The 17702-nt window shown below is 61.3% G+C and carries 15 protein-coding genes; 9 read left to right on the forward strand and 6 right to left on the reverse strand.

What is annotated here, in order from left to right; all coding sequences use genetic code 11:
• Nucleotides 1-6: 6 nt before the first annotated feature.
• Nucleotides 7-1233 carry a CmpA/NrtA family ABC transporter substrate-binding protein gene (locus B9N88_RS05480; RefSeq protein WP_027603691.1) on the reverse strand — a complete coding sequence of 409 codons (1227 nt, stop codon included), beginning with the start codon at nucleotides 1231-1233 and terminating at the stop codon, nucleotides 7-9.
• Between the two features lie 306 nt (nucleotides 1234-1539).
• On the opposite strand from B9N88_RS05480, the gene sctC reads away from it, so the two are divergent.
• The 5 genes from sctC to B9N88_RS05510 all read left to right on the forward strand — a co-directional run bounded on the left by sctC (nucleotide 1540) and on the right by B9N88_RS05510 (nucleotide 5289).
• Nucleotides 1540-2934: a type III secretion system outer membrane ring subunit SctC gene (sctC, locus tag B9N88_RS05485; RefSeq protein WP_051429312.1), complete on the forward strand. Its 1395-nt coding sequence runs from the start codon at nucleotides 1540-1542 to the stop codon at nucleotides 2932-2934.
• Nucleotides 2935-2949: 15 nt separating this feature from the next.
• Nucleotides 2950-3162, forward strand: a complete 213-nt coding sequence (locus B9N88_RS05490; RefSeq protein WP_027603693.1) for a FliM/FliN family flagellar motor switch protein — start codon at nucleotides 2950-2952, stop codon at nucleotides 3160-3162.
• 166 nt (nucleotides 3163-3328) lie between these two features.
• Nucleotides 3329-3727, forward strand: coding sequence for a winged helix-turn-helix domain-containing protein (locus B9N88_RS05500; protein ID WP_027603695.1), 399 nt, complete (start codon nucleotides 3329-3331; stop codon nucleotides 3725-3727).
• Nucleotides 3720-4181, forward strand: coding sequence for a transglycosylase SLT domain-containing protein (locus B9N88_RS05505; protein ID WP_027603696.1), 462 nt, complete (start codon nucleotides 3720-3722; stop codon nucleotides 4179-4181). The genes B9N88_RS05500 and B9N88_RS05505 overlap by 8 nt, the downstream gene beginning before the upstream one ends.
• 85 nt (nucleotides 4182-4266) lie before the next feature.
• Nucleotides 4267-5289, forward strand: a complete 1023-nt coding sequence (locus tag B9N88_RS05510) for a quinone-dependent dihydroorotate dehydrogenase (RefSeq protein WP_027603697.1) — start codon at nucleotides 4267-4269, stop codon at nucleotides 5287-5289.
• Between the two features lie 231 nt (nucleotides 5290-5520).
• Here B9N88_RS05510 and rmf read toward each other — a convergent pair whose 3' ends face one another.
• Nucleotides 5521-5736: a ribosome modulation factor gene (gene rmf, locus B9N88_RS05515; RefSeq protein ID WP_002553055.1), complete on the reverse strand. Its 216-nt coding sequence runs from the start codon at nucleotides 5734-5736 to the stop codon at nucleotides 5521-5523.
• 532 nt (nucleotides 5737-6268) lie between these two features.
• Between rmf and rlmKL the strand changes: the two genes are divergently transcribed.
• A complete protein-coding gene (gene rlmKL / locus B9N88_RS05520; protein ID WP_027603698.1) occupies nucleotides 6269-8533 on the forward strand; it encodes a bifunctional 23S rRNA (guanine(2069)-N(7))-methyltransferase RlmK/23S rRNA (guanine(2445)-N(2))-methyltransferase RlmL in 2265 nt (754 codons plus the stop codon).
• A gap of 141 nt (nucleotides 8534-8674) precedes the next feature.
• Nucleotides 8675-11074: a sensor domain-containing diguanylate cyclase gene (locus tag B9N88_RS05525; RefSeq protein ID WP_027603699.1), complete on the forward strand. Its 2400-nt coding sequence runs from the start codon at nucleotides 8675-8677 to the stop codon at nucleotides 11072-11074.
• 9 nt (nucleotides 11075-11083) lie between these two features.
• Here B9N88_RS05525 and dacB read toward each other — a convergent pair whose 3' ends face one another.
• Nucleotides 11084-12544, reverse strand: a complete 1461-nt coding sequence (dacB, locus tag B9N88_RS05530) for a D-alanyl-D-alanine carboxypeptidase/D-alanyl-D-alanine endopeptidase (RefSeq protein ID WP_027603700.1) — start codon at nucleotides 12542-12544, stop codon at nucleotides 11084-11086.
• 237 nt (nucleotides 12545-12781) lie between these two features.
• Between dacB and B9N88_RS05535 the strand changes: the two genes are divergently transcribed.
• On the forward strand, nucleotides 12782-13126 hold the full coding sequence (locus B9N88_RS05535) for a YggL family protein (protein ID WP_010208515.1): 345 nt from the start codon (nucleotides 12782-12784) through the stop codon (nucleotides 13124-13126).
• A gap of 37 nt (nucleotides 13127-13163) precedes the next feature.
• Here B9N88_RS05535 and B9N88_RS05540 read toward each other — a convergent pair whose 3' ends face one another.
• The gene (locus tag B9N88_RS05540; protein ID WP_027603701.1) at nucleotides 13164-14354 is read right to left on the reverse strand and encodes a benzoate/H(+) symporter BenE family transporter; all 1191 of its coding nucleotides are present in this window, start codon (nucleotides 14352-14354) and stop codon (nucleotides 13164-13166) included.
• 245 nt (nucleotides 14355-14599) lie between these two features.
• On the opposite strand from B9N88_RS05540, the gene B9N88_RS05545 reads away from it, so the two are divergent.
• Entirely contained in the window at nucleotides 14600-15364 is a 765-nt protein-coding gene (locus B9N88_RS05545) for a GntR family transcriptional regulator (RefSeq protein ID WP_003175499.1), read from the forward strand.
• A 127-nt stretch (nucleotides 15365-15491) separates the two neighbouring features.
• Here B9N88_RS05545 and guaD read toward each other — a convergent pair whose 3' ends face one another.
• The gene (guaD, locus tag B9N88_RS05550; protein ID WP_027603702.1) at nucleotides 15492-16796 is read right to left on the reverse strand and encodes a guanine deaminase; all 1305 of its coding nucleotides are present in this window, start codon (nucleotides 16794-16796) and stop codon (nucleotides 15492-15494) included.
• 7 nt (nucleotides 16797-16803) lie between these two features.
• Nucleotides 16804-17646: a xanthine dehydrogenase accessory protein XdhC gene (gene xdhC / locus B9N88_RS05555; protein WP_027603703.1), complete on the reverse strand. Its 843-nt coding sequence runs from the start codon at nucleotides 17644-17646 to the stop codon at nucleotides 16804-16806.
• Nucleotides 17647-17702 lie beyond the last annotated feature (56 nt).

Consider the following 17702-nt stretch of genomic DNA (forward strand, 5'->3'; position numbering starts at 1 on the left):
CTCCTGTCAGCGCAAGGCTTGGCGGCTGGTAGGGTCCGCCATGGCATGCAGGCGGAAGCTGCGCGCGTAGCCGGCGGGATCCGAGCCGTCCCAGATCTTGCCGTCGATCAGTTGACTGCTGCGCATGTCCTGGCCGTTGTCGCCGAGGCCCAGTGCCTCGGCGGCCTGACGATACAGCGCCAGCTGTTGCACTTGGCGCGCCACGCCCAGGTAGTCAGGGTCTTCGCGCAGCAGGCCCCAGCGTCGAAACTGGGTCATGAACCACATGCCATCGCAGAGGTAGGGCAGGTTGACCTCGCCATCGGCAAAAAAACGCAGGGCGTGGGGGTCCTGCCATTGGTTGCCCAGGCCGTCGTCATAGGCGCCCAGCAAGCGCGGCTCGATGCAGTCGAGCGGGGCATCGAGGTACTCGCGGCCACTGAGCAGTTGTGCGGTGGAGCGACGGTTTTCGGTGTTTTGCTCGATAAAGCGGCTGGCCTCCAGGATCGCCATCACCAGCACGCGGGCGGTGTTGGGGTACTGGTCGACAAATGCCTGGGTGCAGCCGAGCACCTTTTCCGGATGGTTCGGCCAGATCGCCTGGCTGGTCGCCAGGGTAAAGCCCTGGTTTTGCTTGACGGCACTGGCGCACCAGGGCTCGCCGACGCAAAAGCCATCGATACGCCCGGCCTGCAGGTGCGCGAGCATTTGCGGGGGTGGTACCACGACGCTGTCCACATCCTGTAGCGGATGAATGCCTTGGCTCGCCAGCCAGTAGTACAACCACATGGCGTGAGTGCCTGTGGGAAAGGTCTGGGCGAAAGTCAGTTTTGTTCGGCTTTGGTGCACATGACGGTCCAGCGCCTCAGGAGTGACCACGCCCTGCTGTTGCAGGCTGCGGGACAGGTTGATGCTTTGGCCGTTCTGGTTCAGCCCCATCAAGACTGCCATGTCGGTAGGTGCGACGCCGCCGATGCCCAGGTGCACGGCATAGACCAGCCCGTACAGGCTGTGGGCGGCGTCCAGCTCGCCGCTGACCAGTTTGTCCCGCAGGTTGGCCCATGAAGATTGGCGCTTGAGGTTGAGGGTCAAGCCATAAGGCTGTGCGAAACCCTGGGTCGCCGCCACCACCAGGGATGCGCAATCGCTCAAGGCCATGAAGCCCAGGTCAAGGCTGCTCTTTTCCGGGGCATCACTGCCGTTGACCCAGGCCAGCGGGTCGTTCGTCGGGCTGTTGCCAACCGAATCGTTCATCAACACCTACCTTTTCTTTCACAAAAAAGCGTCGTTCCCTCAGATGGCGATGCAAGGCCATTGCGGGTAACGACGCCTTTGTCCGTAAGCCCGCTCCGCCGTTGGTGCGCGCCTTGATACAGAGTCCGTAGCAAGGCACATGCCACGGGCCGATGGGCGCCGCCAGCCGTCAACTTTTCATCAAGATTGAAACTCGGCTGCCTCTCAGTATGGCCGCTTCTTACTGCCAGGCCGCCCAGGAAATCCCAGGTGTACGCTCACTTTTCCGTAACCACTCCCTGTCTCTGGCTGCTGCTTGCCGCGCTGATGCTGGGAAGTGCCGGTGCCCGGGGCGAAATCTACCAGGCGCAGGACGAGAGCCTGCATACCGTCTTTACCGCCTTGTCCGTGCCCATGGGCCTGCCCATCGTCGTGAGCGGTGAAGTGGCGCGCATACGCATCAGCGAGGTCATTGACCTCGCTATGCCGCTGCACGCCCTGGAGACGCTTGCGTTGCAGTACGGCTTGATCTGGTACAGCGATGGCCAGGCGCTCTATCTCTACAACGCCAGCGAGGCAAAACGTTCGGCAGTGGTGCTGCGGCATATATCTGTCGAGCGGTTTCGTGGCCTCATGCGCCGTTCGGGGCTTGATGAGACGCGCTACCCCCTGCGCGTGAGCGGGGCACGGACATTCGATGTGTCCGGCCCACCTCATTATGTCGACCACGTTTTGCGCCTGGCCCAATTGATGGATCGCGAGCGTGCTGAGTTACAAGTAGGTAACCAGGCGTTTGCTGTCGTTCAGGTACTCAACACCCACGTGGCAGACCGCGGCTATGCCATGGGTGACGAAAAGGTCACGGTGCCGGGAATCGCGTCGACGATCGAAACCCTGTTGGGTTCCGAACAGAAGGGACCGCTGGCCGACAAGAACCTGGTGGTGATCGCATACCCGGATACCAATAGCCTGCTGATCAAGGGTAAACCTGCGCAGTTGGGGTTCATCGAGCGCCTGGTGGCGGAGTTGGACACGCCCAAGCGTTCTATCGAAGTCTCGCTCTGGATGGTGGATGTGGACCGTAACGAGCTGAAAAAGCTGGGTTTTGACTGGGACAAGGATGGGAAGGCCCAGGCCACGCGCATTCTGGAGCCGATGGACGATAACCGCGTGATGGCGCAAATCGCCACGCTGGAGCGCCGGCGGCGAGCAAGGGTGATGACGTTGCCGGTGATTCTCACCCAGGAGAATGTGCCGGCCGTGTTCCAGGATAACCACACCTTCTACCTGCCTGCTCCCGGAGCCGACCATGCTGATTGGAAGCCCGTGCAATACGGCTCCCAGGTCAGCGTACTGCCGCGTTTTGCCGAAGCGAACCAGATCGAGATGCTGCTCCATGTCGAGGATGGTCGACAATTGAGCCAGGCGGGGCGGCGCGGCAAACCGACCGCGGTCGGACGGGTGAGTGCCAGCAGTGTGGTGAGGGTCGCGCAGGGCAAGCGCCTGTGGCTGGGAGCGTTCAGCCGTGAGGCGCATGAGCCGGGACGCAGCACCGCTCCAGCCGGCCCGGCCAAGGTTCGCCTGTTTGTGATTCAGGCCCGGGCCGCGGGTAGCGAGTTGAAGGCGTTGGCCACAGGCGTGGGCGCACCACCGTTGAGTGTGGCGCAATACGAGCGCGTGCAACGTGCGTTTGTACGCCCGGGTCGCGATAGCTCTCCGTGAATAAGGTGTTGACCCATGCATTTGGAAATTCTTCTACAGGAACAACTGATCAGCCGCAGGCGCCTGGCAGCTTTTGCTGCTGGAAAGGTGCTGCCATTGTCGCCGGGCATCATCCACTGCGTGGAAGTTCGGGTTAATGGCCGGTTGCTCGCATTGGGCGAGTTGGTGCAACTGGAGGATCGGTTGGGTGTTGAGTTGCACGAGGTCTATAAATGGGGGAGCGCCTGACGTCTGTGGGTGAAGTGTCTTACAGGGTGTTGCTAAAAAGCGTCGGCTGTATGGGTTTTTTCCTAGCGTGGGCTGCAAGGTGGTTTTTTATAGTCGTGATGTGGGCACAAGAGCCAGTACTGGAAAATAAGGACTTCAATGTCAGTAGTCGGATGTCGAGGTAGATATGGCCGTCGTGAATGATGAGTTGACGACGACGTCCCTGCTCTTTTCCCAGTGGACGCTGCATGGCGATGGTCGCCTGACCGGCGACGGCAGCGACGTCCAGTTGCCACCCAAGGAGCTGCATGTTTTGCGGCTGTTGTTGGTCTCTGGCGGTGCACTGATGACCAAGGATCGTTTGCTGGAGTTGGCCTGGCCCCAGGGGGAGGTCGCCGAGGAGTCGCTGACCCGTTGCATTTATTCGCTGCGCAAGCATCTTGGCGCTGACAAAGGCTTTATCAAGACCATTTATGGTCGCGGGTATCGCTTTACATGCCCTGTGAAGGCTGCGCGGCAGGGGCCCGGGCCTATGGATACCGTGCCGCATGTGTGTTCGGCCTGTGGCCAAGTCAGTCATGGCTGAGTTCTGGCGCCGGCTGCTGTGGCTTGGCCTGGTGACGAGCGGCAATCAGGCACTGGCCTATTGCTGGGAGGAAACCGCCCATCGCTACGATATCGAGCCGGAGTTGCTACAGGCTATCGCCGCCGTGGAGTCGGATTTTCGCCCGGATGCGATGAACTACGCCAACGGTAACGGCACACGGGATATCGGCCTGATGCAGATCAACAGTATCCATTTGCCTCGCCTGCTCAAGCTGGGTATCACCGAGGAAAGGCTGTTGAGTGAGCCCTGCCTGTCGGTGGAAGTCGGGGCGTCCATACTGGCCGAGTTTATCCAGCGTTTTGGCTACAACTGGACGGCGGTGGGGTCCTACAATGTCGGGCCCGGCTCCGGCCCTGAGCGCGACGCGTTGCGCATGCGCTATGCAGAAAAAATCTGGGCACGTTATGAGGCCCTGGTACAGCAACGCTACTGACGTTTGGGCGGCGCGCCTCGCGTGCACCCCGCCACCCCGCTATAATCGCCGCCACCTTTCGCCGCCATCCGAGTCTAGCCCGCCCATGTATACCCTGGCCCGCCAGCTGTTGTTCAAACTCTCCCCGGAAACCTCCCACGATCTGTCCCTGGACCTGATCGGCGCCGGTGGCCGCCTGGGGCTCAATGGCCTGGTATGCAAGGCACCGGCGAAAATGCCGGTGTCGGTGATGGGGCTCGACTTCCCCAACCCGGTCGGACTGGCCGCCGGCCTGGACAAGAACGGTGCGGCCATCGATGGCTTCGCGCAGTTGGGTTTCGGTTTTGTGGAGATCGGCACCGTGACGCCACGACCGCAACCGGGTAACCCAAAGCCGCGTATCTTTCGCCTGCCGGAAGCCGAGGCGATCATCAATCGCATGGGGTTCAACAACCTGGGCGTCGATCATCTGCTGTCGCGTGTCGAGGCCGCAAAGTACAAGGGCATCCTCGGCATCAATATCGGCAAGAACTTCGACACGCCGGTCGAGCGCGCAGTGGATGACTACCTGATCTGCCTGGACAAGGTCTACGCCCACGCCAGCTATGTCACCGTCAACGTCAGCTCGCCCAACACCCCGGGCCTGCGCAGCCTGCAGTTCGGCGATTCGCTCAAGCAACTGCTCGAAGCCCTGCGCCAACGCCAGGAAGACCTGGCCGTGCGCCATGGCAAGCGCGTGCCGCTGGCAATCAAGATCGCCCCGGACATGAGTGACGAAGAAACCGTGCTGGTGGCCCAGGCACTGATGGATGCGGGCATGGATGCGGTCATCGCGACCAACACCACCCTCAGCCGTGTCGGCGTCGAAGGGTTGGCCCATGGCGATGAAGCGGGCGGCCTGTCGGGGGCGCCAGTGCGTGACAAGAGCACCCATATCGTCAAGGTGCTGGCCGCTGAGCTGGCCGGGCGTTTGCCGATCATCGCGGTGGGCGGCATTACCGAAGGCAAGCATGCCGCCGAGAAAATCGCTGCGGGCGCCAGCCTGGTGCAGTTGTACTCTGGTTTTATTTATAAGGGCCCGGCGTTGATCCGCCAGTCAGTGGATGCGATTGCGGCCTTGCGCGTGTAGGAGCGAGCTTGCTCGCGAAGAACGTCAACGATAGCGCGGCGCATCTGGTTTAACGCGGCGCCCTCGGGTTCTTCGCGAGCAATCTCGCTCCTGCGGTAGTCCTCATTATGCTCAGGCCAATAAAAAGGGCTCCTTAAGAGGAGCCCCTGGGCCGAAGCCCGCCGCCTGGATAGGGCGTGCGTGGTTAAGTCGCTACATATTCGAGGTGGTGTCGGAATTAAATGCCCTTGATTAGCCGACGGCGTGAAGTTCGTTGAGTCTGTGGATTCCCGCAGTGCCAGTCATACCGTCCCAGTTGTCGCCGCGTCCTTCTCGCCAGCCGTTGATCCAGGCTTGGCGTACCGACGGTAGAGTAAATGGGCAAAGCTCACGGGATTTGCCATGAACGCCATATTGATATCCGCGTAAAAATGCTCTTTCCAACGGATCACGCTTAAGTCTTCTCATAGGGTGTTTCCCTCACTTGTTGACTGTCTTGATATCCTTCGGCCTCGTCTGAGGCCGGGCAGAGTTTTTCTGCCGTTGGTGGGCTCGCTGCCGGCGTGGCGAGCCTATGTGTCGGCGTCGTTGCGGCGCCAACCTGTGTTGAGTTCTAACCAATAGGTCACATGGATTCAATGATCGTTTTGTCATAAGCACGTAACGATAACGATGCTATAGCCATAAGCTGGGATGGCTTTTCGCCCCATTTGTTGGGCAAAGCCAGCTATGATGCACCCTGCAAAGAGGATGGGTTTAATCCTTTAGTGAGAATGTCCTTCTGTTGCTGTCGGTTATTATTCGACGAAGGGTCGGAATATTTCTTTTTGTTGCGTCAAATTCTCTCTCTGCCCCGTCAATAAAGGCTCCAAGGCCCGTCAGACGGGGTGGAACGGCACATTCGTGCCACGCGAGCACTCTTCAAGAAAAGTGCTTGATTGAAAACCGAGCCGGCGATGCGTCGCCCGTTCACTTATTGCTGAAAAGCCTGGAATGCCCCATGTCGGACCGTTTTGAACTCTTCCTCACCTGCCCCAAGGGCCTCGAAGGCCTGCTGATCGAGGAAGCCGTCGGGCTTGGCCTTGAGGACGCCCGCGAGCACACCTCGGCCGTGCGCGGCATGGCCGACATGGAAACCGCCTATCGCCTATGCCTCTGGTCGCGCCTGGCCAACCGTGTGTTGCTGGTGCTCAAGCGCTTCCCGATGAAGGACGCCGAAGACCTCTACCACGGTGTGCTGGATATTGAATGGGCCGATCACATGGTCTCTGACGGTACCCTGGCGGTGGAATTCAGCGGTCACGGCTCAGGCATCGACAACACCCACTTCGGCGCGCTGAAGGTCAAGGATGCGATCGTCGACAAGCTGCGTACCCCGACCGGCGAACGCCCGTCCATCGACAAGATCAACCCCGACCTGCGCATCCACCTGCGCCTGGATCGTGGCGAAGCCATCCTGTCCCTCGACCTGTCCGGCCACAGCCTGCACCAGCGCGGCTACCGCCTGCAGCAGGGCGCCGCGCCGTTGAAGGAAAACCTGGCGGCGGCGATCCTGATTCGTGCCGGCTGGCCGCGCATTGCTGCCGAAGGCGGCGCGCTGACTGACCCGATGTGCGGCGTGGGCACCTTCCTGGTGGAAGGCGCGATGATTGCCGCCGACATGGCACCTAACCTGAATCGCGAATTGTGGGGCTTCACCACCTGGCTCGGCCACGTCCCGGCGCTGTGGAAAAAACTCCACGCCGAAGCCACTGAACGCGCGGCCATTGGCATGAACAAGCCGCCGTTGTGGGTGCGGGGCTACGAAGCCGACCCGCGCCTGATCCAGCCCGCCCGCAACAACATCGAGCGCGCCGGCCTGAGCCACTGGATCAAGGTGTACCAGGGCGAAGTCGGCACCTTCGAGCCGCGCCCGGACCAGAACCAGAAAGGCCTGGTGATCTGCAACCCGCCCTACGGCGAGCGCCTGGGTGACGAAGCCAGCCTGTTGTACCTCTACCAGAACCTCGGCGAGCGCCTGCGCCAGGCCTGCATGGGCTGGGAAGCGGCGGTGTTCACCGGCGCGCCGGACCTGGGCAAGCGCATGGGGATCCGCAGCCACAAGCAGTATTCGTTCTGGAACGGCGCATTGCCGTGCAAGTTGCTGCTGATCAAGGTCAACCCGGATCAGTTCGTCACCGGCGAGCGCCGTACCCCGGAACAGCGCCAGGCCGAACGTGAGCAGGCCGTTTACGACCAGGCTCCGGTCGAGCCGCAGGAGCGCCAGTACAACAAGAACGGCAACCCGATCAAGCCCGCCCCGGCCCCCGTGGTCGAGCAGGCGCGCCTGAGCGAAGGCGGGCAGATGTTCGCCAACCGCCTGCAAAAGAACCTCAAGCTGCTGGGCAAGTGGGCCAAGCGTGAAGGGGTGGATTGCTACCGCGTCTACGACGCCGATATGCCTGAATACTCCATGGCCATCGACCTGTACCACGACTGGGTCCACGTCCAGGAATACGCTGCGCCAAAATCCATCGACCCGGAAAAAGCCTCGGCCCGCATGTTCGACGCCCTGGCGGCCATTCCCCAGGCGCTGAACATCGACAAGAGCCGCGTGGTGGTCAAGCGTCGCGAGCGCCAGAGCGGTACCAAGCAATACGAGCGCCAGAGTGCCCAGGGCAAGTTCACCGAGGTCAGCGAAGGCGGCGTGAAGCTGCTGGTCAACCTCACCGACTACCTGGACACCGGTCTGTTCCTCGACCACCGTCCGATGCGCATGCGTATCCAAAAGGAAGCGGCCGGCAAGCGTTTCCTCAACCTGTATTGCTACACCGCCACCGCCAGTGTGCACGCAGCCAAGGGTGGCGCGCGTAGCACCACCAGTGTCGACCTGTCCAAGACCTACCTGGACTGGGCACGTCGCAACTTCTCGCTCAACGGTTTTTCCGACAAGAACCGCCTGGAGCAGGGCGATGTGATGGCCTGGCTGGAGGCCAGCCGCGATGAGTTCGACATGATCTTCATCGACCCGCCGACCTTCTCCAACTCCAAGCGCATGGAAGGCATCTTCGACGTCCAGCGCGACCACGTGCAGTTGCTCGACCTGGCCATGGCGCGCCTGGCACCGGGTGGCGTGCTGTACTTCTCGAACAACTTCCGCAAGTTCCAGCTGGAGGACAATCTCAGCGAACGCTATGCGGTCGAGGAAATCAGCGACAAGACCCTCGATCCGGATTTTGCGCGTAATGCGAAGATCCACCGGGCGTGGAAAATCACTGCTCGCTGATCGCCGCCACGAAAAAGCCGCAAGCCTGGACTATTCCGGGCTTGCGGCTTTTTTACGCTGGTCAAACCCTGGGCCGATGGCTATAACTTAAGGCCTAGCCAAAGTGACACCCCCCGCACGCTGGCGTTGTGAGTGTTGCCTATGCCGTTGCAAGCCGTTCGCCCGAAAATCCTAGGCTTTATCAGTGAACAGGCGTCGGCTTGGCTGGTGGCGTTGGTGGTGTTATTGGCAGGTTTTGCGCTGACGGCCATCGTCGCCTGGGCGGCCTCCGACCTCTATCAGCAACAGGTTCGCCAGCGCTTTCAGTTGCTGGTCAACGAGCGTTACACCCGCTTGCAGGAACGCTTCGAGGATCAGGAACAACGCCTGAACAGCCTGCGGCGGTTCTTCGTCAATTCCGATGTTGTGTCCCGCGAGGAGTTCGACGGCTTTGCCCAGCCGTTACTGTTGCGCGCCCGCGCCTACGCCTGGGCACCCCGTGTGTTTCGCGAACAGCGCAGCCAGTTTGAACAAGAGGTGTCCCGCCTGCGTGGGGTACCCTTTGTTATCCGTGAACTTAATAGCGCCGGCGAACTGGCCCCGGCGCCCGAGCGTGATGAATACGTTCCGGTGCTCTACAGCCAGACTCAAAGCCTGCTGGGGTCGCCCTTGGGTTTTGATCTGTTGGCCCAGCCCCTGCGGCGCTCTACCCTTGAGCGGGCGCAAAAGAGCGGCAAGCTGGCGGTGTCCCAACCGATGCAGTTGGTGGGGGTCGAGCCGGCTTATGCCACGGGTGTATTACTGGTCGCGCCGGTGAGTCACCTGCCCACGTCCGAGCCGTCCCCAAATGAGCCATATGGTTACGTGATGGCGGTGATCAGCATGCGCCAGTTGGTCGCCGACGGTTTGCCCAAAGCGGAGCGGGACAACCTGGTGATGCAGATCGTCGACACCTCAGACCTGCAAAAGCGCGTGCTCTTCGAGTCCGGCAATACCGTGGCCAACAGTGACCTTGCTGGCGCACGTCGCCTGACCCTGGGCGATCATGTGTACGCCCTGAGCCTGCGCCCGAGCAAGGTGTTCGAGCAGGCCAACTATTCCTCGCTGTCCACGATCCTGACCATGGGTAGCCTACTCAGCCTGCTGCTCAGCGCCTTGCTCTATGTGCTGGTGAGCCAGCGCCAGCGTGCGTTGAAACTGGTGGAGCAACGCACTGTGCAGTTGCGCTTGCGTGAGCAGGAACTACGGGGTGCCCATGGCCAGTTGCGCAGCGTACTCAACGCCGCTACACAAGTGGCGATCATTGCCACTGACTTGCGCGGCGTGATCAACACCTTCAACGCCGGTGCCGAGCAGATGCTGGGGTACGAGGCCGAGCAGGTGGTGGGCAAGCTGACCCTGGAAAGCCTGCACTTGGCGTTGGAGCTGGAGGCACGTTCCGCGAGCCTGAGCGTGACCTTGGGCAAGCGTATCCCGGCGAGCCAGGCGATGCTGGTGGAAAGCCCCGACAACCTGCACGAAGCCCGGGAGTGGACCTTGGTCCGCCAGGATGGCAGTCAGCTGATTGTGAATATGTTGGCCACCGTCTTGCTGGATGACCATGGTCTGTGGATCGGTCACCTCGCGATTTACCTGGACGTCACCGAGCAGAAACGCGCCTACGAGGCCCTGGCGGCGCGGGACCGCCTGCTCAAGAAACTCAGTGCCCACGTACCCGGGGGGATCTTCCAATTCACCCTGGAACCCCAGGATAACTGGCGCTTTATCTACGCCAGCGACGGCATGCGCGATATCTATGAAATCGAGGTCAGCGCGTTGCAGCGGGATGCGACGAAGGTCTTCGACCGAATCCACCCGCTGGACGCGGAGCGGGTGCGGGCCTCGATTCGCCTGTCGGCATTGCAGTTGAGCCACTGGCGCGAAGAGTACCGGGTGCAGTTGCCGCAACGGGGGTTGCGCTGGATTCGCGGCGAGGCCACCCCGGAAGAGTTACCGGGGGGCGGTACGCTGTGGCATGGCTATGTGTCGGACATTTCCGACTTGAAGCGGGTTGAAGAGGAACTGCGCGCGCTGTCCATCACAGATTCCCTGACCGGGATTCACAACCGTCGCTATTTCCAGGACCGCCTCAGGGCCGAGATGGCGAGGCTCAACCGGACCAGTGGGGCGCTGTCGGTGATCATGCTCGATATCGATCATTTCAAGCGTATCAACGACCAGCACGGGCATGCGGTTGGCGACGGGGTGTTGCAGGAGTTGTGCAGGCGCATCAGTCAGCGTCTGCGCCGCACCGACGTGTTCTGCCGCCTGGGGGGCGAGGAATTCATGGTGCTGTGCCCCAATACCGATGGCGAGCAGGCTTATGGCCTGGCCATGGAGTTGTGGCAATCCCTGCGTAACCTGCCGATGGAGCCTGTGGGCATCGTCACCGCCAGCTTTGGTGTGGCCAGCTGGCGGGTGGATGAAGGCATTGATGGCCTGTTGTTGCGTGCCGACTCGGCGGTGTACGTGGCCAAGCAGGCGGGCAGGGACCGGGTGGAGGCCGAGAGGGCGCGGGCCTGACGCTCGCTCCTATAGGACGGGAGCTGCCGCCGCCAGTTTTGGCTGGCGGTACAGATCCAGCAGCACCTGGTCCAGCACCGACGACGCGCCCCACGGCTTCGGATCGTTGAGGATCGCCACCACCGCCCAGGTGTTGCCATTGTTGTCGCGGCTGAACCCGGCAATGGCGCGCACGGTGTTCAAGGTACCGGTCTTGACGTGGGCCTCGCCGCGCATGGCCGTGGTCTTCAGGCGTTTACGCATGGTGCCGTCGGTGCCGGCGATCGGCATCGAGCTGATGTATTCCGCAGCGTAGGGGCTTTTCCAGGCGGCTTGGAGCATGGCGGCCATTTCGCGGGCGCTGACCCGCTCGGCACGGGACAGGCCCGAACCGTTCTCCATCACCAGGTGTGGCGCGGTGATGCCTTTTTTCGCCAGCCACTGGCGCACCACACGTTGCGCGGCCTTGGCATCGTCGCCGTCGGCATCGTTGCGAAACTGCGCGCCCAGGCTCAGGAACAACTGCTGGGCCATGGTGTTGTTACTGTATTTGTTGATGTCACGGATGATTTCCGCCAGGTCCGGCGAAAAGGCGCGGGCCAGGACCTTGGCATCCTTGGGCACCGGCGCCTGGATATCGCGGCCCTGGATGGTGCCGCCCAGTTCCTGCCAGATCGCCCGCACCGCACCGGCGGTGTAGGTGGCGTGGTCCAGCAACGACAGATAAGTCTGCGAGCTGCAGCCATCGGCCAATTGGCCGCTGACGGTGACCGTCATACTGCCATCGGCGCCTGTGACCGGGTTGTAGCGTACGTCGCCGGTGCACTGCTTGGCGTTGGAGGCCTTGACCTGGTTGTCGATGCGGATGCTGGCAATCGGCGGCTCGACCGAGACGAGCACGCGGCCCGAATCGTTACGGGTCACAAAGCGCAGGGCCTTGAGGTTGACCAGCAGGGCGTCGGGCTTGACCAGGAACGGTTTGTTCTCGTCGTTGCCGTCATCATTGAATTCCGGCAACTGCGGCTGGTTGAAGAAACTGCGGTCCAGCACCAGGTCGCCGGTGACTTGCTGCACGCCATTGGCCCGCAGGTCGCGCATCAGCAGCCAGAGTTTTTCCATATTCAGCTTGGGGTCGCCGCCGCCCTTGAGGTACAGGTTGCCGTGCAACACGCCACCGCTGAGGGTGCCGTCGGTGTAGAACTCGGTTTTCCACTGGTGGTTGGGGCCGAGCATTTCCAGGGCCGCATAGGTGGTGACCAGCTTCATGGTGGAAGCCGGGTTTACCGAGACGTCGGCGTTGAACACGGTGGGGGTGCCGGGGCCGTTCAGTGGGATCATCACCAGGGACAGCGCAGTGTTTTGCAGCTTGGCTTTGGCCAGTGCCTGCTGGACGTTGGCAGGCAAGGTATTGTTGATCGGGGCCGCGGAGGTGGAAAAGGCCAGTGGCAGGAGAAAACTGGCGAGTAGCAATGGACGCAAAGATTTGATCATAAGAAGTAAAACCCTACTGCTGAGGAGGGTGAAAAAGGCGAGGGGTAGATAGGAAAATTCCCTCAATGGTCATGAAAGTGTCGGCATTATGCCCCAAGGTGAAGGCACTTGTAGCTGAACGATAGCTGGTAATTGGCGTTTTTTTAACAGCAAACGGCCGCCTGTCCCAGAGAGTCGGGCAATCGTCGTCTTAAACTGCTAAAGTGCCGCCCGTTATTACTTATGAGGATTGTTCCAATGGCGACTAACCGTTCCCAGCGTCTGCGCAAAAAACTGTGCGTTGATGAATTTCAAGAGCTGGGTTTCGAACTGAACCTGGACTTCAAAGAAGGCCTGAGTGAAGAAGCTATCGACGCTTTCCTCGAAGCATTCATCAAAGAAGCCATGGAAGCCAACGGCCTGGGCTATGTCGGCGGCGACGACTACGGTCTGGTTTGCCTGCAGAAGCGTGGCTCGGTCTCCGAAGAGCAGCGTGCTGCCGTCGAAGCCTGGCTGAAAACCCGTTCCGAGCTGACCAAGGCTGAAGTCAGCCCGCTGCTGGACGTGTGGTATCCGGAAAAGCCGATCAACGCGGCTAAGTGATACTGAAAAAAACGGCGACCTGAGGGTCGCCGTTTTTTTATGCCTTGCGCCAATTCAGAATCAGCAGCGTCAACACCCCCGCCACAATCCCCCAGAACGCCGAGCCGATGGAAAACAACGTCAAGCCTGACGCGGTGACCATAAAGGTGATCAGCGCCGCTTCCCGTTCCTTCGGCTCATTCATGGCGATACTCAAGCCATTGATGATCGAGCCAAACAAGGCCAAGGCCGCAATCGACAGCACCAGTTCCTTGGGCAAGGCTGCGAACAGTGCCGCCAGTGTTGCGCCGAACACCCCGGCTATCCCGTAGAACACCCCGCACCATACGGCGGCGGTGTAGCGTTTATTACGGTCTTCATGGGCATGGGGGCCGGTGCAGATCGCTGCGCTGATCGCCGCCAGGTTGATGCCGTGGGAGCCAAAGGGCGCCAGCACCAGCGAGGCCAGGCCGGTGGCGGTGATCAGCGGCGAGGCCGCCACGTTATAGCCATCGGCCCGCAGTACGGCGACGCCGGGCATGTTCTGCGAGGTCATCGCCACCACGAACAACGGAATCCCGATACTGATGGTTGCCGCCAACGAGAAGTGCGGCGTCGTCCATACCGGCGTCGCCACTTCCAGGTGGAAACCGCTGAAGTCCAGCAAGCCCATCAGCCCCGACAGCAGGGTACCGATCATCAGGGCGGCCAGTACCGCGTAGCGTGGCGACAGACGCTTGATGATCAGGTAGGTGAAAAACATCCCCAGGACCAGGCCGGTGCGATGCTGCGCAGCGACGAAAATCTCGCTGCCGATCTTGAACAGGATCCCCGCCAGCAAGGCGGCCGCCAACGACGCAGGGATACGCTTGACCAGTTTTTCAAAGCTGCCGGTGAGCCCGCAGAGCGTCACCAGCACCGCGCAGGTGATGTAGGCGCCGATGGCCTCGCCGTAACTCACACCGCCCAGGCTGGTGATCAACAGCGCCGCGCCGGGGGTGGACCAGGCAATGGTGATCGGCGTGCGGTAGCGCAGGGACAGGCCGATGCTGCAGACCGCCATGCCGATGGAAATCGCCCAGATCCACGAAGAAATCTGCGCCGTGGTCAAGCCGGCCGCCTGGCCGGCCTGGAACATCAGCACCAGGGAGCTGGTATAGCCGGTCATCATGGCGATAAAGCCGGCGACAACGGCGGAGGCAGAAGTGTCGGCCAGCGGGCGCAAGGGCGCTTGGGTGGCGTCGGTCATGGAGAGGTGTTCCTTTTACCTGGGTGTTTGCCGGTGACGGCGCAGATTCAAGCCTAAACTCAAACGTAACGACTCATTGCAATACAGACGGCACCGCAAACAGCCGTACAGTGTGTTGGCGCAGTGGGTTGTGTACAATGTGCGCTGTTTTTAGGTGATACTTGCCAGCGACCCCGTGTTGCCGTATTACCTTAAAGTTGCCGTATTACCGTTAATTCGCCGCCGTTCTCCCTACCCGAGTGCCCATGAACGAACAGTTGCAACCTCTCAAGAAACAACCGCGAGCCGGCAAGGCCGGTCGCAGCGGAACCCAGGACGATATCGTCTACGCGCATATCTTCGAGGCGATCCTCGAGCAGCGCCTGGCACCCGGTACCAAATTGAGTGAAGAGGCACTGGGCGAAATCTTCGGCGTCAGCCGCACTATCATTCGCCGCGCGCTGTCGCGCCTGGCCCATGAAGGCGTGGTGTTGCTGCGGCCCAATCGTGGCGCGGTGGTGGCGAGCCCAAGCGTGGAAGAAGCACGCCAGGTGTTCCTGGCCCGGCGCCTGGTAGAGCGAGCGATCACCGAGCTGGCAGTGCAGCACGCCACCGCTGAGCAACTGGCCGAACTGCGCCAGATGGTCAACGACGAGCGCGACAGCTTCTCCCGCGGTGATCGCGGAGCGGGCATCCGCCTCTCCGGCGAATTCCACCTCAAGCTGGCCGAAGCCGCGAAAAACGCGCCGCTGATCAGCTTCCAGCGCAGCCTGGTGTCCCAGACCTCGTTGATCATCGCTCAGTACGAAAGCGGCAACCGCTCGCACTGTTCCTACGATGAGCACACCCAACTGATCGATGCGATCGAAGCACGGGACGCGGCGTTGGCGGTGAACTTGATGATGCATCACATGGATCATATCGACAGCAAGCTCAACCTCGACGAGGAAAGTGCGTCGGATGATTTGCATGCGGTGTTCTCGCATCTGTTGCAGACCAAGAAGCCGGGGCGTTCTTCAGTCAAGCTGTAAACCCGATTAAAAAATGTGGGAGGGGGCTTGCTCCCGATGGCAGAGTGTCAGTCACTGAATTAAGTGCCTGATCCACCGCTATCGGGAGCAAGCCCCCTCCCACATTTGTTTTGTGTCGTGGCGCAGATCAGCGTTGGTGCACGAGTTGGCCGGCAGCGTAGGTCTGCAACACCGTCCGATCATCCCCCAGGGTCATCAACACGAACAACGTCTCGGCAATGTTATTGGCCTGCTTCAAGCGATAGCTCAGCAGCGGCGTTGCGTTGTAGTCCAGCACCAGGAAGTCGGCATCGGTGCCCGGCTGCAACGTGCCGATCTTGTCTTCCAGGCGCAGCGCCCGCGCACCGCCCAGGGTGGCCAGGTATAGCGACTTGAAGGGGCTCAACCGCGCGCCCTGCAGTTGCATGACCTTGTAGGCTTCGTTCAAGGTTTGCAGCAGCGAGAAACTGGTGCCACCACCCACATCGGTGCCCAGGCCGACATTCAGCTTGTGTTTCTCGGCCATCGGCAGGTTGAACAGGCCGCTGCCGAGGAAGAGGTTCGAGGTCGGACAGAACGCCACCGCCGACCCCGTCTCCGCCAACCGTGCGCACTCGTCATCACACAGGTGCACGCCGTGGGCAAACACCGAGCGCTCGCCCAGCAGCTTGTAGTGGTCGTACACATCCAGATAGCCGTTGCGCTCCGGAAACAGCGCCTTCACCCACTCGACTTCCTGCTTGTTCTCACTGATGTGCGTCTGCATGTACAGGTCCGGGTACTCGCCCAGCAGTTGCCCGGCCAACGCCAATTGCTCCGGCGTGCTGGTCGGCGCAAAACGCGGGGTGACCGCGTAGTGCAGGCGGCCTTTGCCGTGCCAGCGTTCGATCAGTGCCTTGCTTTGCTGGTAGCCGGATTCGGCGGTGTCGGTGAGGTAGTCCGGGGCGTTGCGATCCATCATCACCTTGCCGGCGATCATGCGCAGGTCGAGTTTTTCCGCCGCCTCAAAGAATGCGTTCACCGACTGCGGATGCACACTGCCGAACACCAGTGCGGTGGTGGTGCCGTTGCGCAGCAGTTCCTTGATAAAAATGCCTGCGACTTCTTCGGCGTGGGCCTTGTCGGCGAACTGGCTTTCGCACGGGAAGGTGTAGGTGTTGAGCCAGTCCAGCAACTGCTCGCCATACGCGCCGACCATGCCGGTCTGCGGCAGGTGGATATGGGTGTCGATCAGGCCGGGGATGATCAGCGCATCTTGGTAATGGGTGATGTCGATGTCGGCAGGCAAGCTCGGCAGCAGGTCGCCGGCATGGCCCACGGCGCTGATCCGGCCGTTTTCGATCACCAGCAGGCCGTCTTCGAAATACTCGTAGGAGGCTTCGATCCCAACTTCAGCGGGGTCGGCGATGCTGTGCAGGAGGGCGGCACGGTAGGCTTTGCGAGTCAAAGGCATGGTCGTCTCAATTGATAGCTTGGCTGCGGCGCGAGGCCGGCAGCAATTTGGCAATGGGTTCGGCGCTCGCGGTGTGCTGGCCGAAATTGGCGTTATAAGTGGCGATGATTTCGCCGGCGATGGAGATGGCAATCTCCACCGGCAACTTGCCCTTCACCTCGCTGAGGCCCATGGGGCAACGCATGCGTTGCAACTGCGCGGCGTCGAAGCCGCGATCGCGCAGGCGGTGTTCGAACTTGACGCGTTTGGTCTTGGAGCCGATCAGGCCGAAGTAGGCGAAGTCATTGCGCTTGAGCAGGGCGGCGGTGAGTTCCAGATCCAGCGCGTGATTGTGGGTCATGACGATGCAGTAACTGCCCACCGGCAGGTCGGCAATTTCGTCCACCGGCTCTTCGCTGATGATTTTACGCACGCCCTGGGGGATATGTTCCGGAAACTCCTGCTCGCGGGAATCGATCCAGCGCACCCGGCACGGCAGGCTCGCCAGCAACGGCACCAGCGCGCGACCGACATGGCCGGCGCCGAACACCGCGATCTGCGCCTGCACCTGGCCCATGGGTTCGAACAGCAGCACGGTGACGCCCCCGCAGCACTGGCCCAGGCTGGCGCCGAGGCTGAAGCGCTCCAGATGGGTGTTCTGCTGGCCGCGCACGAGCATGTCGCGGGCGATCTGCATGGCCTTGTATTCCAGGTGCCCGCCGCCGATGGTGTCGAAGGTCTGCGCGGCACTGATCACCATCTTCGAACCGGCATTGCGCGGCGTGGAGCCGAGCTCTTCGATGATGGTCACCAGTACGCAGGGTTCACCCTGGTTCTGCAGGTCGGCGAGGGCGCTGATCCAGTTGTTCATAGTCACCTCTTGTGGTGTCTGTCAGGCCGTCATCGGGGGCAAGCCCCCTCCCACAT

Origin of the sequence: Pseudomonas sp. LAMO17WK12:I1 (genome assembly GCF_900177315.1) — a bacterium.
GTDB classification, from domain to species: Bacteria; Pseudomonadota; Gammaproteobacteria; order Pseudomonadales; family Pseudomonadaceae; genus Aquipseudomonas; species Aquipseudomonas marginalis.